This window comes from Gimesia sp. (assembly GCF_040219335.1).
In the GTDB taxonomy this organism is placed as follows: domain Bacteria; phylum Planctomycetota; class Planctomycetia; order Planctomycetales; family Planctomycetaceae; genus Gimesia.
In genome coordinates this window covers 167,977-190,193 of the sequence record NZ_JAVJSQ010000007.1, presented here as the reverse complement: position 1 = coordinate 190,193, position 22,217 = coordinate 167,977, and the positions used below count along the sequence as shown (strand labels likewise).

Below are 22,217 nucleotides of genomic sequence, written 5' to 3'. Positions count from 1 at the left end.
TACGATGTAAAGAAAATCCTTATTCAAAACCAGGAGGAAACGATGATTACAGTGGGAATGAACTACCAGGTGATTGATGGTAAGCAGGCTGAGTTCGAAGCCAAATTTGCCGGCGTACAGCAGGCCCTGCAACAGGCTGAGGGACATACCTCATCCCACTTGTGGCAGGATGTGAGCGACAACGCTTCTTACATGATTACCAGTGAATGGTCCGACGAACAGGCATTCCAGGATTTTATCCACAGCGATGCTTTTCGTGCGGTTACCAACTGGGGTAAGGAAGAGATTCTGTCAGATCGTCCGCGTCATAAAATCTACAAACACTGAGCCCCGGTCCCACTGCATGACGTGTGAGAGATTGAGCTGGACCGGGCTTGCAGGTTGAGATGACTCAACTGCAGAGAGTGCCTGTAATTTGATTGAATACATCTGAGAGATGTAAATGAAAAGATGTGTTCGTGGAACTGTCAAACTAATCGAAATCGACTTTTTTGATGAGTGACAGAGAATCCGTCTCGGTGACGGTTTCGGTAGCCATCTTTCTATGAAAATCGGTCAGTTGATCGAGCTTGGAAAGGTTAGCGGGATTTTCATCCCAGCCCAGGTCCTTAGTGAGCTCGATCATTTCCGTTGTGATGGGATGCCGATCTGCCACGCACTTTCTCTTCACCAGCGGTCTGCCTGAGGCATCTACCTCCACCAGACGGTTAATTCCGATCAGAGACGCGAACAGAATGACCAGCATTCCGACACAAAAGGTAACAGGACCGATCAGCAACGAATGAAACATCGACACCAGCTTCTTCATGACGATTTCTCCATAAAAAACCGAATAAAGTATGAATATCTGAATGAAATGTCGTCGGATTGTTTGTCGTTTTTAGCTGCTAAATCGTGCCTCAGCTAGGAATTGAATCTCCAAAACTACATGCGCATGCGCTACAAAAGAGGGTGAATTTGAAGCGGTACACACTGAATCGAAAAGGTTCGAAGACAGAAGGTCGCACTGATGCCCTCATCAGAATGATGAGCGAATCAAAGATGTACTGAAATGATCTGTCTCTTAGAAATGTTGACTCGAAATATAAATGAAGGGTGTTATGTTCCACTCAGTTTATAATCTGTGATTTTTAATGCAAACTTTTTATTTGATTGCGCTAAAAATATCGGAAATATTCAGTGTCACTCATTTCTGCACCCGATAGGGAACACCCGTCAGCTGATTTTTCTCGCAACGACGAGGCTAATTGCTCATTGTGCAGATTCGATTTTCTCCTCTATCTGAGAGGAAGGGCATTAGTATATAAATCACTCGATCAGGGCAAGACGATTCTTCAACAAGGAGGTGAATTTGATTAAAGATCTGTTTGACAGACATAACAAAATCTGGCGTGCTGCGTTTATCGTGGTGGGTGTGATTGTCTCTGTCATTCAGTTCCTGCGCATCGCCCGTCGCCCTCCCGGTGACTTTCCTTTGCATTGGACCTCGGGACATTTCATCGCCAGTGGTCAGTTCCTCTATACCCGCAACATCAATTACCCGTATCCCCCGTTCTGGGGTTTCGTGCATTCCACGCTGGCATGGATTCCGATGGAGACCGCGTACCTGCTGGTCTACCCCCTGTTCTTTGCGGCGCTGTATGTACTCGTTCGCGTTTTGAACCGTTTGAGCGAAGTGCATTTTCCGTTGGGGAAAAACGAACTGTTCTGGTTGGTAACAATTGCGATTCTGCTCTCGAGCCGGTACCTGATTCGAGACATGCTGGAATGCGGTGTGAATCTGGCGCTGGTGGCTGCTGCCTGGCTGTCCGTTTATCTCTGGCGTGAAAAGAAGGAACTGCAGGGGAGCTTGATTCTGGGATTCGCGATGGCGTTGAAATGTACGCCTTCCTTATTCTGGGTCTGGTTCATTCTCAAGCGGGAATGGAAAATGGCCGGGTTGACCTTCCTGGCGGCGGCTTGCTTTACATTATCCCCCATGCTCAAACTGGGATATGCCGAATACGATCGCACGGTGCGGCACTGGGTATTTAACGTGATGCATGGTTTTAAGGAAAAAGATCCTTCCAAAGGAATTGCCGGTCCGGTTCCAATCGCGAATATGTCTTTGCGAATTACACTTGCCCGTTACCTGATGCATTTCCCCAGAGAGCATGAAGGGCGGATGAAAACACCGCTGTATGTGGACTTTCTGAATCTGCCTCCGGTGACGGCAGGACGGATCATCTCGCTGAGTATGCTGGTGTTTCTGATTTTTATTGCGTGGCTATTCCGCAGGCATTACGACGACCGTTCGGATGAACGCATTCTCTGGGAATGTGCGGTGCTGTCGATATTGATCCTGTTATATTCGCCGGTCACCTGGGGACAGCATTGCGTGGGGATATTTCCGGGTGTCTATCTGCTGATCCGCTCTTCCATGAGTCAGAAACATTTTACGAAACCGCTGAAGGTCGGCATCGGTCTGTTTGTGTTCCTGGTGCTGATTTTGAACCGCGCATTTATCGGCAAGTTCTATAGTGAGCTACTGGGAACTTACCATACCTCCACGTTTCTGTTTCTCGGCATCATCGGTTTTCTGCTCAGTCGCCATTTTCGTGTGACCCGGGAGAAAACAGCAGAAGCCGCGCTGCAACCGGCGCAAGAGCATGCACCGGTTGCCGGTTGAACTTCTTAGTTTCGAGAGGGATCTTACTCTGGCAGTTTGTGACGATAGTCATCCAGATAAAGACCGATTTTGTCAAAAGGAATCGGCTCAAAACCGATCTCTTTCGTCAGCAGGGAGGGATCCTGGTGCAGTTCCCATTTGCCTTGTGAATTTATTGTCAGGCCCAGTGGAATGTGTTTGTCAGGGGTCCCGCTCAGGTTGGTGAAGCCTTTGAGATCGTTGGTCATGGCGATACCCCGTGATGTGCCACGCGTATTCACGGCGAGATTATTTTGCATGTCGAACTTGTCAAGCAGCTTCTTTACGTTGCCGTCCAGATGTGCGACTTCCTTTGAGCAGTTCACGAACACGTTCCGAAGGATCGGATTATAGAGCGGTTCTCGAGGCGAGTCCTGCATGATTTTAGCGAGATGGGGATAGCGTTCGCTCCAGGGCGGGCTCTGGTAGTTCATCGCTTCCGCCTTCTTTTCGAGCTGCCAGCTTGGTTCATTAGGATTGTTCCATTGTTTCCAGGTCATGCCCCGGGAATCGACGTGCAGGCCGATAGGACAGTCGAAGACCAGGTTATTCAGAATAGGGTTATCGCGACCGCCGCCAATCATAATGGCCCGGCCGGTCTGGTAGAACACGTTGCCTTCCACCGTGTCGCCGCTGTCGCAGTCATCCAGGTAGACGCCCATCGTGTTGACATGCTCTGCATCGCCGCCTCCGAGGTGGTGGATGAAGTTGTGCCGCAGGATGTTTCCCTGGCTGGTCCAGTCGCGACCGGTATAAAAGGCGCCCGAGTCACCCGTCTCCATGACGACGCGGTAGATTTCATTCCGTTCGAACAGGTTCTCATTACCGCCATACAGGACCGCGTTATGAGGGGCATCGTGAATACAGTTGTTCTGAACGATCTGCCCGCAACCATTCGCATAGATGCCCGGGGCATAGGTTCGCTGGAAGAGTCCATAATGGTGAATGTGGTTATTGATCGCACGGTTATCGGCGCGTGTGAGCTGTTTACGGTCGCCTCCATACAAGGCGATCCCGCGTGTTCCCAGGTGATACAGATCGCAGCTGCGGATCGTGTTCTGCTTACCATTCACGGAGATACCGCCACTGGCGAGGTTCGCGACCACGCACCCGGCCAGTTCAATGCCGGTGGTATTCTTCAGCGAGACACCTTCTGAATGACCATACTCCAGGTTCAGGTTCTCAAAGCGGACATGTTGCGTGTCCTGCAGTTTGAGCAGGGGCTGCGTCAACGTCGCGAGGACAATCGATGCCTCTTGCTGATTTTGGTTGGGATAGAAATAAAGCTGCTTCTGCCTGCGATCGAGATACCATTCGCCAGGTGCGTCCAGTTCCTCCAGAACGTTGAGTGCGAAGAAGCGACGTGATTTGGATCCCCAGGTGCCACCCATGATGCCGTAGTTATGAGGGGCTGCCAGCCGGATCGTTTTCTGGTTTGCATCATAATCGGCGATCCGGATGACTTCGTCGCTCCAGTCATGAGTCCAGTAACCGAGCAGCCAGACGCCATCTTCAAGGTTCCAGCGGGCGGGCCGGGGATCATCAAAGATGAACGCACCGGGGTGCAGTTTGCGTTGTTCCGGATCTTCGGCCTTGGGGTTGGGCAGCCCTTTATCAACGACTTTGGAAAACGAAGCCCAGCCACCATGATCTGCATCGGCATTCGGCCAGCGGGCGAGCGTCATCGGCGCGCCGTTCACATACAGCCAGGGACCGACGGGTACTCCCCGGTAGGAGCGTTTGAGTTCCGCGAAAGAGCCGTCTGCGATGGACGATAGATCACAGACCCGGACTTTATCGCGAGCGGAAGCAGGCAGCCGTTTGAGAATGGCAGCATCGGTGACAGGCTGAAACGATGCGGGATCGAGACCGATGCCCCCCTGAATCAGTACCTGGCCCTGTTGAGTTCCACGATAGACGATCGGCGACGCGGCGGTGCCGCTGTCAGTCTTGTTGAATTCCAACGACTTACTGATTTGATAAACACCGGGCTGGATGTGGACCGTTGCCCCAGCACCCACTTTCAGCTGACCATTCTGACGAGACCGGCGGATCGCATCGCGTGCCTGCTCGATCTGACGAAACGGCTTCGCTTGACTGCCATCGCCCCCGGGACCTCCATCGGCTTTAACATACAAATTGAGATCTGCCTGCGTCCGGCAAGTCAGACAACAGACCATCAGACTGGTGAGAAATAATCGAAACACGTTCATTGAGGAACCTGAGGTTGTTAACAAGTGGGAGGGTTGTTTGCATGACTGCGTAATCACAGCACGACCTGCCTCGAATATAGGAAGCGGCCTGACCAGCGTCAATTAACTGTGGAACTGCTGCAGACAGCCTGTCGGATCACCAGGGTTGAAACTGCATTTCTGAGAAATCATTAAGATCGATCTGGGCGGGTAAGCCAGCGACCAGCGCGCTCACTTCACTGAGCGGGATGTATTTTCCGTAACTTCCCTGCTTGTCCGGAATCGGAATTTCCATCCAGATTGTCTCGCCGTTGCGGAGGAATTGCAGCGTGTTGTTGTGTTCGTCGATCAGCCCGAAGAAATCTTCATCGCCCTGGAGGAGTTCCAGAATCCGATCGGCGGCGAGAGACAGATCCATCTCACAGGCTTCTTCCGCGCTGAGCGTTTCATCGGTTTTATAACAGCAATAGAAAGCTCGATAACCCATAAACCCTCCGGTCGCGATCACATCAACAGACCAATCATCCTGGCGGGATGAAACAGCCACCCATGGTACTACACGGAGAGGCTCTGTCAAACCGGGGTTTAATAAATGATTTACCAGGGGTCATTTCGCAGCATGCTCTGAACTTTGTCATGCACATGCTGATGGAACAGGTGACCGAAGCCCGCTTTTTCCAGACGGTAAATCAATTCGTGAGTTGTGCAACTCAGTTTTTCAGCGCAGGCTTCGACAGACCAGTTGCTGTCAGCGAGCTGCATCAGCAGATAAGCACGTCGGCACTGGGCGGCAGAGAGTCGATACGATTTCAAATATTCCAACGTTCCATTCTTGCGGACGATGGCTTCCCCGATGTGGTTTTCCACCTTCGGATTCAATTCCGTCATGAACCGCTGCAACTGAAAGGGGCCCATCTTGTAAACCATTTCATTGTGGACCGGACAATCCAGCAGATTATCAGACATCAGTGTGTGCAGCGTTGACCAGTCGCCACGCACACGCTTGACTTCTCGACGCAGGTCTTCCAGTGACGCCACCCGCTTGGCATCGATGTCCGCTGGATGTAACCGGTTTTCCTGTGCGTAAAGTCCGTAGAAATAGAGCAGCTCACCGTAATCATCGGTCAACAGTGTTTCGTGCAGATCACGATAATCATCCGGATGAGGTACGATAAAGGCAGACGCCAGGGCATCCCCCACAAAAACCAGTGAACCAACCTGATTCTCATGAATTTCGAAAACACGGAGGGCATCTTCCAGCCCTTTAATCCAGCGGCCGGGAACCGACATCTCACAACGCGGGCTCAAACCATCGCGGATTGCTGCGCGCGAGTATTCTTCCCAGATCACATCCGGTCCACCAAAATGGAGCGAAAGAAATCCTTCGAGTGAAAGATCCATCGGAAGAAACCGCAATCGATTGCGGTCTTCCCGCTTTCGCATTTTTTTCATCACCCGCGCCGTCATGAAGCCCAGGTCATGAACCCGGCCATCGCTGTTTTTCTGCCTTTTCTGCAGACGGCGTAGCTGTGTACCGTAGGCGACGGCCGGTGAGCCATCGTCTGACCAGTCCGCGATAAATGCATGTGGAATGTAGGAGTAATATGCCGTTTTCTGATCGAGTTGAACGGCGGCAATATCCTCATGGTAGGGACGCCGCGTCAAACGGAGATCTTCACGAACCTGTTTACGTATTACGGGCGCCAGACGCACTCCTCCCAGGACTTGTGACGGAGCGAGCTTCAGTCCTTTCAGCGAAATCGTCTGCTGCAGATCTTCAGGTTTCATCGGAGTTCAGCATCCTGTTGACACGGTGTGAGAGATACGCTTCCAGATCCTCCAGTTTCGTCGTTCCGGCAGTGAACCGGGCAAAGCCCAGCATGGTGGGAATGTCTTCTGCATCCCGCAGTCCGACGGTGGGGATCGTGGGGCCAAGTCGACGCGGTGAATAATGATCGGCATCAAAGACCGGGTTCATATGCACAATCTCCGGAGTATTCCCTTTTCCAATCGTTTTCCGGTACACGCGCGCCACCTGATCGACCAGCTGGGGAGGATCGTTTTCGTATCCATCCGAAACAATTACGATCAGGTCTGGCCCCCATTCCAGCGCGGCAAGCAATGGTTCGGCCAGAGCCGTCTGTCCCGCAGGTCGCGTCAGAAATTCATATTCCGTTTCTTCGTTTTCCGGTGTCCAGAAAGACCGGTATTCCCGAGCTGCATTTCTGAGCAGACAACTGGCTGCCAGGGCCACGCCCAGTGGACGGTTTCGCCGCTCACGACTTCCCAGGGAAGACCGGCTGCGATCAAGGACGGCTGCGACACGTCCCAGCGCGAGGGGAGCGCGACGGAGTGCTTTTGTTGCAGCGGAATTCAGGGCAGCCTGCAGTTCTACAGCGCGGTCCCGTCGCTCGCTTTGCTTCAGCGAGAGTATATAGAGTGCCAGTTTCGTCAGTCCTGCGCGACTCAGGTCAAATTCAATTTCAACCCCTTTCGTCCGTGCAGCAGTAGACTGATAGCGCATCTTTTCCGCTGCGGTCATTTTCGGTTGAATCTTCTGCAGGAAGACCTCGCGAGGAATCTGATGCTTCTGTGCCAGTGATTCCGCGACAGTGAAGGGCAGTTCGTAGATGGCAGCGGCACTGTACTGCGCCTGTCGATACTGATTGAGCAGGGGCCGCGTGTAAGTCTTCTGGCTGGAAGGATCAAAGAGAAACCGTCCCAGTTCAGCATCGAGTTGAAAATGGATGTGTGCTGCTGCAGAACAAAACTTGTTGCGATATTTGATGGCATCAAAATCCGGTTCTCGTCGCCAGTTAAGGTATGTCTTAATCACGGCACGCGTGCGACGATTATTGATTCGGGCCTGCTGCAATCGTGTAAATAGCCCATACACCCGGTTGGGAGGCAGTCCGCGCAGCGCAGCAGCGATCAGTGCTCCTTCTTCAGACCGCTGCGTGAGATCAGCCGGCGCGCCGGACTGGAGAAGATTAAAGAGAATCTGCAGTTGGTTAAAATGATTGATGCCGGCTGCCAGCGTTCGTGCGTAAAGCAGGCGATAGTTAATCAGCGTGTACTGGTGTAGGAATTCAATCGAAACGGTGGCGAGATACCGATCGGTATAATACTCGTTCTGCCGGGTGGCGGCGAAACAGGAGTTGATAAACATCACGAGGTCTTCCCGTTCGCACTGATCGCGCAGGCGAGTTCGTTCGGGAGACGATGTTGAATAGGTTCCGTTGGTCACCAGAGTCATTCCCTGAGTCAAAAAAATCCGTTCGGGGAATGCAGACAGCGACGGGCTGAAAAGCTGCAGATGCTCACGCGGAAGTCACTCTCAAGTCCCACGAACGGATGTTCGAGTATCCCGCGCCACGGCGGGTATAGCAAGCTCAGATTTAAGACAGGGCAAGTTGCAGGGAAGTTCGCCTGCCCGAATTAGATTTCGGTATTCTCTGTGTTCGTTTTGGTAGAAGATCTTGTTCCTTCAGAAAGTGATATTTTCCGAAAGAGACCCAGCAATTCCATTTTTTTCTGAGGTGGAAAGACATACTTACAACGCCGACAATGAGATTGATAATGGGGGGAGTGCAGATCGCAATTGGGGCAAATATACCACAACCAATCAGATTGTGGTCGTATGGGATTGGTTCCTGAGACAGCAATCGCACCTAATAACGCAGCAGCTGCGTCCTCCTTGTTTTCTTGATGTGTATATACCTTCCAACAATCTTTCTTGATCTCTTCCAGATCAGGGATCTCTGTTGGATCCCTTTTCATCCAGGGGCGAATTTCGCGTGGGAGGGGATAACTTATCATGTACAAGGCAGGTGGGGTCCCTGCACTGATATCTACGCAGGCCACATACGGAACCTCGATATGATCTTCCTGTATATCACTAAGAAAGAAAACGAGAGTAGAGTGAGAAGTTCCGACCCACAGGTCGGGGCCTTCGATTGATTCAAGATATCTCAGGAATTGTAGACAACCACGAGAGCGTTCCTGATCTTCCTGAAGTGCTTCGAGATCAGGTTCCAACTGATCCCATAGTCGATCTCCCCATCCAATGGACAAGCCGCTTATTTTCATGATGCGTGTCTTTATAGAGTGATTATGAGAATGTTGAATCAGTTCATATCTGGACGTAGAGTGAAAACAGTCTGTAGATCAGGAGTTCACATCTTCGCGAGCAGCGCTTCATATCCATTAAATTCGTTTTTCCAGTCGGCATAACAGCCGACGAGTCCACAGGCCACGCAGCGGCAGCCGAGGTAAAGCCATTTCACATCCGGGGACAGCGAATCATCCTCATTGCGGTAGCGATATATGCCGGCCGTGATCTGAAAGACTTCCGCGCCGCAGACGCAGCCATGTTTCTCGATGTCCGCTTCCTCAGCGTACTCTTCACTGTCACCCATCAGATGTTCGTCTTCACATCTGCCGCAGATTCGCAGTGCCACCCCTTCGTCTTCATCGGTACCGAAGTAGAACGAATCGTTCCCGCAGGTACAACGGACATCTGCAAAATTATCAATCGGGTAACCATTCAGTTCGCTGTACCGCTGCAGTTCCTGACGCAGGTCTGCATGATCGTCGCCGTACCAGTAACCATCCTGTTTTTTCTGAAGACTCATAGGCCATCACTTTCATCGAATCGGGAGACCGGACAAAAAAATATTGTTGATCCGCTGGCTACGATTCCTTATGGTTAATAATCGGAGAAATCCTGCCTGCTCGCATAGCCTACCTTAACAAGGGACCCGCCTGATGAGAATCACAAATGTGCTGCGTCTGCTGTTGTTATCTGGAGTCATTTTCAATGTCGTTCTGCCCGCGAAATCATCCGCCGCTGATCCACCAGCGCAGGGCACTTCAAAACAGATTGATCTGGGAGCAGACGTTTCACTGGAGGTCCTGTATATTCCGCCGGGTAAGTTCATGATGGGCAGTACTCCGGAGGAAAAAGCCTGGGCAACAGGGATTGAAGGGGGTGCGACACCGGGCACCGTGCGCGAGTCCTACGAAGGAGAAAAGCCCCGCGCGATGCAGGTTAAAGACGGTTTCTGGATGGGACGGACCGAGGTCAGCGTCGGCCAGTTCAAACGTTTTGTTGAAGAGAGTGGCTACGTGACCGATGCCGAGAAGCCGGATGGAAAAACGCAGGTCTTTGATCCCAACTGGAAGATCACGGCCAAAGCCCCGCCGCACCCCTGGATTTCGGTAAAAGGCAAAAGCTGGCGTGATCCGGGTTTCGGATTTCCACTGCGCGACTGCTATCCGGTCGTCTGTGTGAGCTGGAACGACGGCCGCGCGTTCTGCAAGTGGCTGACCGAGCGTGAGCGTAAAGCGGGACGCCTGCCGGAAGGTCTGGAGTACCGCCTGCCCACCGAAGCCGAGTGGGCGTATGCCTGTCGGGGGGGAAGTACCGAGAGCCACTATTTCTGGTGGGGCGATGATCTGCGGGATGGCGAAGGTCGCCTGAATATCTCCGCCGTCGATTTCCTGCCCGGACGCAACAAGATCTGGCCGCTGGCGAATGCCCCGTGGAGTGATGGCTTTGCGTTTGTCTCTCCTGTCGACCATTATGGCGAGATGGGACGCAACGGTTTCGGGCTGGCCGACATGTGTGGCGGCGTCTGGGAAATCGTCCTCGATCATTTCGATCCCACGGGGGGACATGAAGAAGTCTATCTAGTAGACCAGAATCGCCGCCCGGTCTGTCGGGGTGGGAACTACTACGACGTGCCCGGCAATGCCCGCTGCGCCGTCCGCCTGGGACTCAAGAGCGATTATTATTCCGATTCACGCGATGGCTTTCGCATTTGCCTGGGTGTCCCCCGGGGGTGATGATGATGAGTCTGACAGTATTCACCCAAAACCGGAAGTGGATTGGTTTGCTGACAACGTTGACGGTATTGATCCTGCTGCTGTTCATCATTACCCGTCCGGATTATGAAGCCGCCTGGTCTCTACCCCCCGGGGAAAGTGGAAATTATTTTGAGATTCAGATCTCTCCTGATGGCCAGAGCCTGCTTGGCGTCAAGAATAATTGCCTGGAACTCTTCGATCTGAAAACGAAACAGCGGTATTGGCAGATTGAGAAAGGTTTTCTGCCAGCCATTGCTTGGTTCGATAACGAACGAGTGCTTGCGGTTCCCTCTGAAAGGGCGTGGGACCTGACAGTCTATTCACGTGAGAAGGGAACTCAACTCGAAGAATCAATTTATGCTGCTGGTTGTATTGACGTCTGTTGTTGCGGCGAACTTGTGGTGGGGACGGGTGGCCATGTATTGAAAGACTTTTCAGGTTTCGGTCAACCATTTGTGCTGCGACGTGCAGACTTGAGAGAGTTTGTTTTTAAAAATCCTGACGGTGAAGTCCAACGTATCCTCGACTGTGACGACGACTCCGGTCGCTCCATTACAGCGTGCCGGATTGAAGATGATCAATATCGGATCGCCGTCACTTACGATTCGCATTGCCCGGCCAAAATCTGTACTCTGACAATGACTGAAGAATCTGCTAATCAAGAACGCTGCCCGCCCTTTCTCATGGTCGATCTGATTCAGGAATTTGCAGTCCCCGAGGGCTCCCGTGTGGCCTTGAGCGAAGATGGTCGTTTTCTCGTCATACTAAGTTCTGAGGGACTCATTAAGTACGACTGGGCGAGCAGTGACTACCAGCAGGAGTCGCAGTTTAAAACATCCATTGATGTCAATGCCTATGGAAAATGTCTGGCAATCTCACCCGATGGCCGCTGGGTTGCCTGTTGCACGGGCAGGGATGTGCTGGTGCTGTGTGCGGCTGACCTTCAAATAAGCAGCCGGATTCGTTCTGTCGCGTATGCCCTCTGTTTCTCACCCGATTCCCGGCAATTGGCAATTGCCCGGGACATGGGAGTAGCTGGCTATCTTCTTCGAGACTGATATACTGCAGCAATCTTCATCGGGGTACCTCGATCCACTGCAGATCGTCGGTTGCCAGATCGAGTGTGGCGACGGTGAAGACTTTCGCCCGGAACAGGGCGCCCGGGTTAATGCGGCGGGTAGTGCCTTCATGGAAGTCGTGGGTCTGGTGTGAATGGCCGGTGAGCAGGTAATCGGGTTCGGCAGCCAGCAGGGGTTTGAGATCACGGCTGATATGACCGTGCACCAGGGCAATGCGTCTTTGGGCCAGTTTGACTTCGCCGCCCCAGCGCAGACAATGAACGTCCTGTTCCCGTGTCGCCTGTTCGAGTTGAGGGACAGAGTCGGCGTCGTGATTGCCAAAGGTGAAAAAGAAGGGGAGCACCGCGCAGGCAGAGACAATCTCAGGTGTTGCCAGGTCACCACAATGAAACAGCGCCTCGGCACCCGCTTCCTGCAGCATCGCGACGGCGCGTTCGGTCCGTTCCAGGTGATTGTGTGAATCTGAGAGGATGCCGATTTTCACTCTGTCTGTCCTCGGTTACGTCGACAGCGCGTGCTGCAGTACCTGACTTTCTCCCAGACACGGGCCCACTTTTTACGCCAGGTAAAAGGCCGCCCGCAGGCGGCGCAGCGCTTTTGTGGCAGCTCTGACTTGCGGTGCGTCATGGGTAAAGGCCCCCGTTTCCAGGATTGATGATCTTCCTGGATTCTAGGGGGTACCCTACCTTCAGACCAGTCGGAAATATCAGACGGGGCCATCAACGCAGCCGAATTCAGCCTGCTATCCTACAGGAGCTATTTACTGTCACGATCATGCACATGCGCCGGAGGAGCCGTGGCCTCGATCGCGACGAACGGTTCCAGGATTCGATAGCGGTGAACCGCATGTTTCGGCACCAGCCAGCTTTCGCCCGGATTGAGTAGCAGCTTCTGGTCTTCCAGTTCCAGTTCAGCCGTTCCCTTGATGACGAATCCGACGACCTCATAATCCCGGCTCATTGGTTGCGGGTCGACCGATCCAGGTGATTCTTCCCAGAGTCGCATCGAAACCGAAACTCCGGAAGCCAGGTATTTCTGTCCCATCGTTCCTTCGGGGGAATGGGCTGAGTCTACTTTTTTGACAGTGGTATCATTCATTTCTGAATTCCTTTCTGCTGAAATGGGTGTGAGCCACGCCAGATGCTGACGCGGCTCACTGAAAGTGAAACTGTGTTGTAAAGCGGTTCTGTGAAATTAGTCGCTTTTCACCACCAGTTCGTTATCAACGAGTAGGGCGCCCCCTTCGTAAGCGTTTTCAGTAGAGGCCCTCCTTTCGCTCCAGGAACTGACCTGCCCTTTCAAGGTCGCGATGCCGTCGTCCACGGAGACCTTGATCTTCTCGGAACTGACGAACGGACTCCACCAGAGCTCATCCTGAATGTCATTTTTAATTTCCTTATCCGACTGGTAGGGTGACCTGCGGTCATAGCGCACCAGGGCATCCTGATCGATGAACAGATCATCAATGTAGGGATCGGAAATGTAGGGCCGCTGTTCCGCAACGCTCAGGAAGTTCCTGACATCCACGACGCCGGGAACCCGTGACGCCAGATCATCGGCGCGGTTCTTTTCATACTGCGAGTCGACCTTCCCATACAGGTACGCGGTGTCATTCAGGACGGTGACATTAATGTCGAACCGTTCGATATAAGGATCACGATAGAAGGTGTCGCGGACATCCGCGGCGATGGCTGAATCTTCACGGTTCTGATTGAACCTCGTTTTCAGCCGGTTCTCCACATAGCTGACGCCCACCGTATTTTTCGCATCCCGGGCGGCTGCGCGACGGGCTTTGAGATTGTCGACCGTTCCCCGCAGGGTCACGGTACGGCCTGTTACTTCGGCATCGACGTTGAAGGATTTCACCCGCGGATCTCTCTGGAGCGCATCCTGCACGGCGCTGCTGATTTCTGCTTCTGATTTACTCACGAATTTATTGCCGCGCAGTTTTTCTTCATGTATCCAGGGATCAACTTCCAGGTGTTCTGTGTCCACATCGTTCACGCCTGCGACCCAGGCATCGGCTTTCGCCATTCTTACTTCCGCAGCGCTACCGACCACCCCTGCGAGCTTCACCTGACCCTGATCGACGGTGACGGTAATCATGTGGTCATTAATCTGTGAATCCCAGCGGAGGGTTTCCTGCACTTCTTCTTCGATTTCCTGATCCGGACGTTCATCCTTGTAAAAGACGTGAATCTCTTCCTGCAGATCAACAACACCGCGTACTCCTTGGGCCACTTTCTTAACCAGATCCAGTTCCTGATACGATTCCACTTTCCCCGTCAGCTTGACAGCGCCTTCATTCACGCTGACATCAATTTCCCGGGCTTCCGTTGCTGGATCGGTACGTAGCGCTGTCTTGATATCTTTTTTGATTGCGTCATCCGTTCGCAGCGGTGAGGGTTTGACTTCAATCCGATTGACCACGGCCCGAACCCCTTTGACAGTTTCAGCAATCCGCACTGCTCGCTCTTTAGCCAGGATGTTATTGACCTGACCGGAGAGCGTGACGATGCCATCTTCGGTCTGGATGTCGAGCCTGGTCGAGACCACACCCGGGTCGAGTAGCATTTCATCACTGATTTTGTCACTGATGGTCTGGTTGGTCATTTCGGGCTCTGCCTGGACCTCGCGATGAGGAATACATCCCAAGAGTAGCACTAGCGTCGTTAGAACACAGAGCCAGGTTCTTCGACTTTGAGAGGTAAGTAAAACCATTGCTGCCTCCTTTTTCATGTGAGTTAATTCGTTTCATTGATTCTGGTGAGGAATATCTCAGGCGGTGTCAGCGGTGATATCTGAGGCAAGTGAATCTACCTGAGTATGATTCGGGTGAGGTGTCCGCATTTGTAAATAATTAAGTTACGCAAAACCTATGCCAGTGATGTGCAGAGCAGGGCAGCGTTTGCGTCAAAGTGTTGGCAGTCAGGCAGGTAGAAAAATGTGTGTTTTCTATGAGACACCGTCGCATCTGGATGCTCAGCCCCCGGTTTGCGCGGAGAGCCACCGATCAGTAAATTGATCTTCCCGTCTCCGTAGAGCATAATGAATCAACCAGACAAACGTTTTCAACCTTCCCGCTCAGAATGACTCACCGTACAGGACTCCACTGATGAACTCACCCCGCATTCGTTCCCTGAAATTTCTATTGCCGCTGTGCTGCCTGCTCTTGCTGCTTGTGACTTCTGCCCGAGCGGAGCATGAGGGCAAGATTCAAATCCTGCTGCTGGGCGACAGCACAACCGAAGGCAGTATTCCCCGCCGGTTGAAACCGGCAGGACCGCATCTGGAATCAGTCATCGAACAGCTGCTGGCCGCGGAAGGTGATCTGCCAGCCTGTCATGTGATCAACTCCAGCTTGAGCGGTGAATACATCAAGCGGCTGTTTGACTCGGGCCGCTACGATCGGGATGCGGCCAAGCTGCCGGGCGTAGATTATATCTTCATCCGTTATGGACTGAATGACCGGGCGAAGCGGGAGAACTTCACGGAGAACTTCCCCAAAGATTTCCATGCGATGCTGGACCGTCTACGCAAAGACCATCCACAGGCAGTGCTGATTCCCATGACGGTGATTCCGTTTGCCAATGAAGAGGTGAGCAAAGAGATCAACGATCTGATCTTCGGCGTCGCGAAAGCAGAAGGGCTGGAGGTGTTCGATATTTATCCACGATATGCCGCTGAGCTCAAACAGGGCTTTAACATGCTCAACTACCGCCGATATCCGGTGGAAAAGGTTCCCGAAAAGTATCAGGCTCTGATCAAACCCTTCATCTCGGGAGGCCGGGTGGTCGTGATGGCTAATGAGCTCGATCCGATCCTGGGACATCTGCCCGGCTGGTATTCGGACCGGCACCCGAACCTGGCAGGTTACAATGTGATCGCTGACGAGACCGCGAAATATCTCGCACCCAAACTGCGAGCCCACAAACCGGCGCAGGAATCAAAACAGTAATTCACCGAGGATCAGAGGAAACCGATGATGCGAATTTCGATGCCACCTGTTACAGCCAGCCTGATTTTGCTTGCGACACTGTTTGTCATGACGACACCCGGTGAGTGCGGGCTCTCTGCGGGAGCGGCCACGGTCGATGTGACGCCGCCCACGCTGCCTGCGATTCAGAACGGATTGTTTCTGGAACAGAATCAGGACAAAGTCCTGGATCGTCTCAAAGCCCGCTGTTTCGTCCTGCAGAATGACCGGGCGGCGATCGCCATTGTCGTCGTCGATTCCTGTATGATTCCCCGCGATGTCTGCGAGCGGGCCAAAGTGCTGGCCAGCAAACAGACCGGCATTCCCATTCATCGGATGCTAATCGCCTCCACGCATACGCACTCTGCTCCCAGCGTGATGAACTATTGCCTGGGCACCCGCAGTGATCCCAGTTATGAGCGTTTCCTGCCTCCGAAACTGGCGGAAGGGATCGCACAGGCATACGCCAACCTGGAGCCGGCACGCGTCGGCTATACCAGCATTGATGCACCCGAGCATACGCACTGCCGTCGCTGGTTACGGGATCCCGAGCAGTACGGCGTCGATCCCTTCGGCGACAAAACGGTCCGGGCGATCATGCACCCGGGCTATCAGAATCCCGCCTTCATCGGCCCCGCCGGTCCCGCTGATACGGGACTGTCACTACTCAGTATTCAGTCTGCGGATGGCAAACGACCCATTGGTCTGCTGGCCAATTATTCGATGCACTATTTCGGCGCGCGGGGTGGATTTTCGTCCGATTACTACGGCCGGTTCTGTAACGAGCTGGAACAGAAAATCGGTACAAAAGGAGAGAAGCCGTTCGTGGCCGCCATGTCTCAGGGAACCTCCGGTGATCTGCAATGGATGAATTATGGAGCGCCCCGCCGCACCGATTACTCGATCGACCAGTATGCCCGCGAACTGGCCGACATTGCCTGGAAAGCGTATCAACAGATCGAGTACGACAGTTCCGAGTCACAGTTGAAGATGGCGGAATCGTCGCTGCTTATCAAGCGCCGGCTGCCGAACAAGGAGCGGTTGGCCTGGGCAGACAAGTACAACCAGGCCCGGGGCGAACGTCGTCCGAAATCGAAAGAAGAAGTTTATGCGGAACAGGCACAGTGGATTCACGAGCATCCACAGGAGCAGATCGTGCTGCAGGTGATTCGGATCGGCGACCTGGGGATCACGGCGATTCCGAACGAAGTCTACGGGATTACCGGGCTTAAGCTCAAAGCCCAGAGTCCGTTCAAGCAGACCTTCAACATGGGGCTGGCCAACGGCGCCGCGGGCTACATTCCGCCTCCCGAACAGCATTACCTGGGAGGCTACACCACCTGGCCTGCCCGCACCGCCGGCCTGGAAGTTCAGGCGGAGCCGCAGATCGTCGACAAACTGCTGCAACTGATGGAAACCCTGTCGGGTGAGAAACGCAAGCCGTTAACAACCGATTTCTACAACGACCAGCAACGCACGGCGATCAAGAAGGCCCGCGCGGAAGATAATAACCGGGTGAATCGCGGGGGAGACAGCTGATTCAGGAATTCACGTCAAAGTGAAACATAATCCCATGTTTCATCAATCATTTCTTTTGCGAACTGCAGTGGCTCCTTCGTCTTAGTGGCGATCCAGACATTATAACCGGGGATTCCTTCATATTCGCCATTTTGAATTGTGTACATGAAACGATCCTGGCCAGCAAAGAACCGAATTTCTTCCAACCAGGTCCAGGGAGAGATCGGGATTTCAGGAATGTGTTCCCTGAAAAATGCCACTTTCGTTTCTTCCAGCCAGGCTACAGTTGCACTGTATTTGGCATGACAGGTGATCGCTTCAAATAAACAGGTTTGTATTAAATGCTCGGAGAGCCGCAAATTCTGGGGCTGCCAGGGATCAAGTTCATCTTCGCGTCCAAATACAGGAGGGTCTTCCTCCTCGACCGTTGTTGCCCACTCAAAACAACCTTGGTTTTCAAGGTGAAAAACAAGGTGATTTCCATGTTTATGCAACCTTGAAGGATCGAAGAAATGATTTTGTCCGCTCATAATACTCTTACGCTTGCCAGCCCACAGATACCATTTTTTCAGAGCAGCAGGCATCGCGATCTCGCTCAATTCATTTTCTGTCAATGCGTCTTCGGCCTGTATTGCTCCATGCCAGTATTCCACGAGCGTTTTCAAGATGTCAAAACGTTCCGCTAAGGTCGTCTCATCCGCCAGTCGTGCGAGTTGTCTGTCGAGCGTGGTGGGGGTCTGATTTACATTCATATGTGATCTCTTTACAGAGTTTGTCGTGTTCGCTCTGGATTCTTTCAGATTGGTTCGTCAAACGCTTTCGCGATCGAACCGGCCAGTTGTTCGAGGGAATAGAATTTCGTGGCGACGTCGCGGATGTGCGAGACGGTGGCGGATTTGATGAACATCATCTTCGCCAGGTGGCGCGAATCGTTTTGAGTACTCTCCACGCGATGCTGGCGGCGTTTGACATACAGCGCGAGGGCATGTTCCAGAAACTGTGTATTGGTGCGGGAAAGTTCATCGGCCAGAACTGCTGCAGACTCCATTGCCATTGATGCACCGATGCCGGCGGTGGGGAGGAAGCCGGCTGCCGCATCACCCAGCAGCACCACGCGGCCGCGGGTCCACTCTTTGGCTCGCACGTCGGAGAGTTTCCAGAAGAAGAGATCGGAATTGTCATTGGGAAGCGACTCCAGGCAGGTCTCGACCAGTTCTCCCATCCCGGTGAACCGGTCTCGAATCCTCTGATTGCGGCCCGGTCCCGGCTGACTGAAGTCGTCAGTCACCGGCGCACCGGCATAAACGCCCGCGCCTTGAGTTGTGGGATAGATCCCGAAGAAGCGTCCCGCGCCCCAGTGTTCGATGAAGGTTTCCTGCGGCACTTGATCCAGGCCGACCCACCAGACCCAGCCACCCCAGTTGGTGTGGTAATAAGGTTGATCGCCGAAGATCATCCGTCGCACCTTCGAATGAATGCCGTCCGCACCGACGACGAGGTCGAATGTCTCGGTACGGCCATCGCTGAATGCAACGGTTGCCGTCTCGCCGTCATCGTAAAGCGTATCCAGAGTGGTATTGAAACGGAGATCGAGATCGTCGATAGCCGAATGCAGGAGCTTGATCAACTGGGGACGCGTGCAACTCAGGTTGGGGCCGAAGCGATCCGAGATCGGTGCCATCGACCAGTGCTTGACGAGTTCGCCATGATTATCGCGGACTTCGTAATGTCTGCATTCGAGAGTCTCGGCGGCGAACTGCTCATAGAGACCCAGGCCATGCAGCACCCGATAACCGAGGGGCCAGAGACCCAGCATGTAGCCGGCGTGTTCAAAATCAGGAGCACGCTCGATGAGCGTGGGATGATAACCACGCTGTTTGAGCAGCGCCGCCAGCGTCATCCCCCCGATACCGGCTCCGACAATGAGAATTCGCATGGATTAACTGCTCCGAAAGAGTGAGGAATCGGCCGGTGATTGAAACCGACCTATTTAGCCCGCTTCAAAATCATTTCATATGAGTACGAGTCATTGTAGCCTGAAGCGCGTCTGGCTGTCACAACTTCCCAGCCTTGTTCACCCAGGTCATCGAGTTCCTCAATGATGACGGAGTCTTTCGGGGAAACAATCTTATATTCCCACTGGACTGACGCAGGCATGTTGAGCTGGATACTCAGCAATTGAATGACAAGTATAGCAGCCACCAGTCCAATCAGCACAAATGTAAGTGAATTTGACCTGGAGGCAGACGCTGGTGCCTGGGGGGCAGGCGTCTCCTCTTTCACAAAATCCTGAGGAGGCGGAGCGGCACTCGACTCCTTCACCACGGGTTGGGGAGACTGCCGAGGAGGGGCAGGTGGTTTGGCCTGGACCGTTCCCATCGTCTGGCAGCTAAGGCAGCGAGCTTTTTTACCAATATATTCTTCGGGTGTTTCTTCGGAATGTCCGCATTCGGAGCAGATAAAAATAGCCATCAGGATTCCTCTTTGATCTAAAACTCTTATGTGGTTATGAGTTTCAGTTTAGTTATATGTGCACAAGTGATCAAGCGCTTTGGTCTGCTGATGTGGATATCCATTCCAATGATATTCGTTTCCCTCCTGCCTCTTTTCTCCACGAATTAAGGGCTTCCCAAAATCAACAAGCTGAGTAGAAATAGTACGTTAAGATCTTATCTCTCCTCAGAAAGTCCACAGTATGCAAACATACCGCCACGAATTTCCGTCCGTTGAAGACTACCTGCACCATCGAGCCCCTTACCTGATGGTCGATGCCATCCAGTCGATTTCGGACAGTGAGATTGTCACCTCCCGGCGGGTCACGGGTGAGGAGTATTTTCTGCAGGGACACTTTCCGGGGGCGCCAGTGGTGCCGGGAGCGATGATGCAGGAAATGACCACGCAATCCGCGGGGATCCTCATCGCGGCACGCTATAATCCGATGCCGGAATATAACACTCACGATCCACACTTTAATGAGTACGCCCTGGGTGTGCTGGTCAAGGTGGAACAGGCCCGCTTTAAAGGCTTCGCCCGCCCCGGGGATCAGCTGGAAATCCGGGTGAATCTGAACGAGCGGTTGAGTGGGATCTTCGATTTCCGGGCAACCATTGATGTCGGGGACAAGATCATCATGCGGAACCGCTTTCAGCTGACGAACATCGAATCCAGCGTGTTGACCGGTCCAGTGGGGGTGTAGCAGGCTGAGCAGAGTCTCTCAACGACAGGCAGCCAGCAGCCGCTGGGCGGTGGAGTAAAACCAGAGACCGGCATCGTTGCGGACCATGTGGGCTACTTCGCTCATGCCGCGGAACTTTTCCTTGCCGACCCCGGTCCCGTTCAGCCGCTTTAACTCTGCCGCCAGAAAGGGGAGCGGAAACCAGTGTGACTGGTAGAAGGTTAACAGCTGTCGTCGCCACCAGGAGAGGTAGAATTCCTGGGTGACCACGTCTGCGACCAGGTAACTGATGATGAACGTCACGCCGTTAAAGAGCAGCAGGCAGCCTGCGATCAGCAGAATCGCCGAGATCGAGTCCGATTTATTCAACGCGAAGAGCAGACCGACGATAATCGAGACCAGGAAGATCAGCACGAAAGCCAGCGTGGGGATCTTCACGGCTTTGCGATACTCGGCGCCTTCCGTTTCGGCAAACAACTGACCGGCCAGACGGTGAGTCTGTTCCGGTAAGGTCGCCGGATCATCGGGGGACCATTCGGTGTCGATGCGTTCGGAGACATCCGCGGCGATGGTCTCCCAGAGGTAGATCACGTTTTCACAACCCCGGCTGGGCACATTGAATTCTTTCAGAAGTTCATCCCTTTGTGAGACCAGCGTCTGCTGACATTCCAGAAACCGGCGGTCCGCAACCTGTTCGCTCTGGGTGCAGTAGTCGATGATGGTTTGATCGATGAGCTTTCTGATCGGTCCACCTTTTAAAAACTCCTCGCGCTGTTCCCGGTAGCTGCGAATCAGAAACAGGAATTCGTATTCGAGTTCGAGCCAGTACGACATCCGTTCGTGGTATTCGTCGATCTGGGCGAGAATCATGCGAATCCAGTCGGGGTCCGCTTTCCAGAGACCCGCTTTGAGCAGATGCACGTAGAACACCAGCATGTGATCGACTTCGTGATCGAGCAGGTTTGATTCACAGGCCTCCAGCACCTGGCGAAACTGGTTGAAGGGAACTTCCCTGAGCAGACGGTCCCAGGCATTTTCCGTGAGATAGTAGAAACGGTCGTTACGAATGACCCGCGCCGTCTCGACCAGCAGCTTGCCCAAACCCTTAACGGTCTGGTCGGTCAGAAAATACTGGTGCAGCAGTTCAAACAGGGCCGGCTCTTCCGGATGGGCTTTCAGCCCTTTGAGCAGCCAGAACGGGAATGACAGCTCTTCGTCAGAAATCAGATCCGACATCAATGCGAGTGCATAATAATCGTAGGGGGTTTTGTGCGGCAGGGACTTGAGTTCCTCGTAGATGTGCTGCAGCGGTTCCTGCTGGACGCGTTCGTAGAGCTCGGGGAATTCAAGCAGCGGTGCGGATTCCGATTCCGACTCACCGTGCTCGATGTCTGAGGGAGGCAGGATGGTCTGTTCGTCGGAAGGTTCCTGAGTCTGGTTGCCGGGAGTGGGCGGGGCTGACCAGTCAAACTGGGCCTGGGGTGGTAAGCTTCCCGGATTCAGTGTTTCTCCATAGCGGAGTGCATCGTTCAGTCGTTCGTAAGCGGCCCGGATGCGCTGGAATTCTTCGGGGCATTTCTCCGGCTTAAAGCGTTTGATCAGCGCGTTGTAGCTACGTTTGAGGTCGCGCACATCGTAATCGCCGGACAGGGAAAAAAACTGTTCGGGGGCATCCGGTAACAGGTCCCACCGTGGTTCGTCAGATTCGCTCATGCCAGTCTCC

The 22,217-nt window shown here is 53.3% G+C and carries 22 protein-coding genes; 7 read left to right on the top strand and 15 right to left on the bottom strand.

The window, feature by feature from the left end; genetic code table 11:
- The first annotated feature begins 42 nt into the window (after positions 1-42).
- Positions 43-327 carry an antibiotic biosynthesis monooxygenase family protein gene (locus tag RID21_RS07990; protein WP_145179668.1) on the top strand — a complete coding sequence of 95 codons (285 nt, stop codon included), beginning with the start codon at positions 43-45 and terminating at the stop codon, positions 325-327.
- Between the two features lie 145 nt (positions 328-472).
- Here RID21_RS07990 and RID21_RS07985 read toward each other — a convergent pair whose 3' ends face one another.
- Positions 473-808: a hypothetical protein gene (locus RID21_RS07985; protein ID WP_350188125.1), complete on the bottom strand. Its 336-nt coding sequence runs from the start codon at positions 806-808 to the stop codon at positions 473-475.
- A 543-nt stretch (positions 809-1,351) separates the two neighbouring features.
- On the opposite strand from RID21_RS07985, the gene RID21_RS07980 reads away from it, so the two are divergent.
- A complete protein-coding gene (locus RID21_RS07980; protein WP_350188124.1) occupies positions 1,352-2,668 on the top strand; it encodes a glycosyltransferase family 87 protein in 1,317 nt (438 codons plus the stop codon).
- Between the two features lie 23 nt (positions 2,669-2,691).
- Here RID21_RS07980 and RID21_RS07975 read toward each other — a convergent pair whose 3' ends face one another.
- The 6 genes from RID21_RS07975 to RID21_RS07950 all read right to left on the bottom strand — a co-directional run bounded on the left by RID21_RS07975 (position 2,692) and on the right by RID21_RS07950 (position 9,512).
- Positions 2,692-4,899: a right-handed parallel beta-helix repeat-containing protein gene (locus RID21_RS07975; protein ID WP_350188123.1), complete on the bottom strand. Its 2,208-nt coding sequence runs from the start codon at positions 4,897-4,899 to the stop codon at positions 2,692-2,694.
- A 136-nt stretch (positions 4,900-5,035) separates the two neighbouring features.
- The gene (locus RID21_RS07970) at positions 5,036-5,365 is read right to left on the bottom strand and encodes a hypothetical protein (protein ID WP_350188122.1); all 330 of its coding nucleotides are present in this window, start codon (positions 5,363-5,365) and stop codon (positions 5,036-5,038) included.
- Positions 5,366-5,475: 110 nt separating this feature from the next.
- On the bottom strand, positions 5,476-6,666 hold the full coding sequence (locus RID21_RS07965) for an ARPP-2 domain-containing protein (protein WP_350188121.1): 1,191 nt from the start codon (positions 6,664-6,666) through the stop codon (positions 5,476-5,478).
- A complete protein-coding gene (locus RID21_RS07960; protein WP_350188120.1) occupies positions 6,656-8,125 on the bottom strand; it encodes a hypothetical protein in 1,470 nt (489 codons plus the stop codon). The genes RID21_RS07965 and RID21_RS07960 overlap by 11 nt, the downstream gene beginning before the upstream one ends.
- 191 nt (positions 8,126-8,316) lie before the next feature.
- The gene (locus RID21_RS07955; RefSeq protein WP_350188119.1) at positions 8,317-8,967 is read right to left on the bottom strand and encodes a hypothetical protein; all 651 of its coding nucleotides are present in this window, start codon (positions 8,965-8,967) and stop codon (positions 8,317-8,319) included.
- Between the two features lie 86 nt (positions 8,968-9,053).
- Complete coding sequence (locus tag RID21_RS07950) at positions 9,054-9,512, bottom strand: hypothetical protein (RefSeq protein ID WP_350188118.1); 459 nt, start codon at positions 9,510-9,512, stop codon at positions 9,054-9,056.
- A 133-nt stretch (positions 9,513-9,645) separates the two neighbouring features.
- Between RID21_RS07950 and RID21_RS07945 the strand changes: the two genes are divergently transcribed.
- Together RID21_RS07945 and RID21_RS07940 are read left to right on the top strand one after the other, a co-directional pair.
- Positions 9,646-10,725, top strand: a complete 1,080-nt coding sequence (locus RID21_RS07945) for a formylglycine-generating enzyme family protein (RefSeq protein WP_350188117.1) — start codon at positions 9,646-9,648, stop codon at positions 10,723-10,725.
- Positions 10,726-10,730: 5 nt separating this feature from the next.
- Positions 10,731-11,804 (top strand): WD40 repeat domain-containing protein, encoded by a 1,074-nt coding sequence (locus RID21_RS07940; RefSeq protein ID WP_350188116.1) that lies wholly within the window; start codon positions 10,731-10,733, stop codon positions 11,802-11,804.
- 16 nt (positions 11,805-11,820) lie between these two features.
- On the opposite strand, the gene RID21_RS07935 is transcribed toward RID21_RS07940, so the two are convergent.
- From RID21_RS07935 to RID21_RS07920, 4 genes are all read right to left on the bottom strand, one after another.
- Complete coding sequence (locus RID21_RS07935) at positions 11,821-12,309, bottom strand: metallophosphoesterase family protein (RefSeq protein WP_350188115.1); 489 nt, start codon at positions 12,307-12,309, stop codon at positions 11,821-11,823.
- Entirely contained in the window at positions 12,306-12,452 is a 147-nt protein-coding gene (locus RID21_RS07930) for a DUF2256 domain-containing protein (protein WP_350188114.1), read from the bottom strand. Before RID21_RS07930 ends, RID21_RS07935 begins: the two co-directional genes overlap by 4 nt.
- A gap of 129 nt (positions 12,453-12,581) precedes the next feature.
- Positions 12,582-12,923: a cupin domain-containing protein gene (locus RID21_RS07925; RefSeq protein WP_350188113.1), complete on the bottom strand. Its 342-nt coding sequence runs from the start codon at positions 12,921-12,923 to the stop codon at positions 12,582-12,584.
- A gap of 96 nt (positions 12,924-13,019) precedes the next feature.
- Entirely contained in the window at positions 13,020-14,546 is a 1,527-nt protein-coding gene (locus RID21_RS07920; RefSeq protein ID WP_350188112.1) for a BON domain-containing protein, read from the bottom strand.
- Positions 14,547-14,940: 394 nt separating this feature from the next.
- On the opposite strand from RID21_RS07920, the gene RID21_RS07915 reads away from it, so the two are divergent.
- Together RID21_RS07915 and RID21_RS07910 are read left to right on the top strand one after the other, a co-directional pair.
- A complete protein-coding gene (locus RID21_RS07915) occupies positions 14,941-15,783 on the top strand; it encodes an SGNH/GDSL hydrolase family protein (protein WP_350188111.1) in 843 nt (280 codons plus the stop codon).
- A gap of 27 nt (positions 15,784-15,810) precedes the next feature.
- The gene (locus RID21_RS07910; protein WP_350188110.1) at positions 15,811-17,340 is read left to right on the top strand and encodes a neutral/alkaline non-lysosomal ceramidase N-terminal domain-containing protein; all 1,530 of its coding nucleotides are present in this window, start codon (positions 15,811-15,813) and stop codon (positions 17,338-17,340) included.
- A 14-nt stretch (positions 17,341-17,354) separates the two neighbouring features.
- On the opposite strand, the gene RID21_RS07905 is transcribed toward RID21_RS07910, so the two are convergent.
- Genes RID21_RS07905 through RID21_RS07895 form a run of 3 tightly spaced genes read right to left on the bottom strand, consistent with a single transcriptional unit; the run spans position 17,355 to position 19,791 of the window.
- Entirely contained in the window at positions 17,355-18,071 is a 717-nt protein-coding gene (locus tag RID21_RS07905; protein WP_350188109.1) for a hypothetical protein, read from the bottom strand.
- Between the two features lie 44 nt (positions 18,072-18,115).
- Entirely contained in the window at positions 18,116-19,255 is a 1,140-nt protein-coding gene (locus tag RID21_RS07900; protein ID WP_350188108.1) for an FAD-dependent oxidoreductase, read from the bottom strand.
- A gap of 50 nt (positions 19,256-19,305) precedes the next feature.
- On the bottom strand, positions 19,306-19,791 hold the full coding sequence (locus RID21_RS07895; protein ID WP_350188107.1) for a DUF4177 domain-containing protein: 486 nt from the start codon (positions 19,789-19,791) through the stop codon (positions 19,306-19,308).
- A 223-nt stretch (positions 19,792-20,014) separates the two neighbouring features.
- On the opposite strand from RID21_RS07895, the gene RID21_RS07890 reads away from it, so the two are divergent.
- A complete protein-coding gene (locus RID21_RS07890; RefSeq protein WP_350188106.1) occupies positions 20,015-20,515 on the top strand; it encodes a 3-hydroxyacyl-ACP dehydratase FabZ family protein in 501 nt (166 codons plus the stop codon).
- A gap of 18 nt (positions 20,516-20,533) precedes the next feature.
- Here RID21_RS07890 and RID21_RS07885 read toward each other — a convergent pair whose 3' ends face one another.
- Positions 20,534-22,207, bottom strand: coding sequence for a J domain-containing protein (locus RID21_RS07885; protein WP_350188105.1), 1,674 nt, complete (start codon positions 22,205-22,207; stop codon positions 20,534-20,536).
- Positions 22,208-22,217 lie beyond the last annotated feature (10 nt).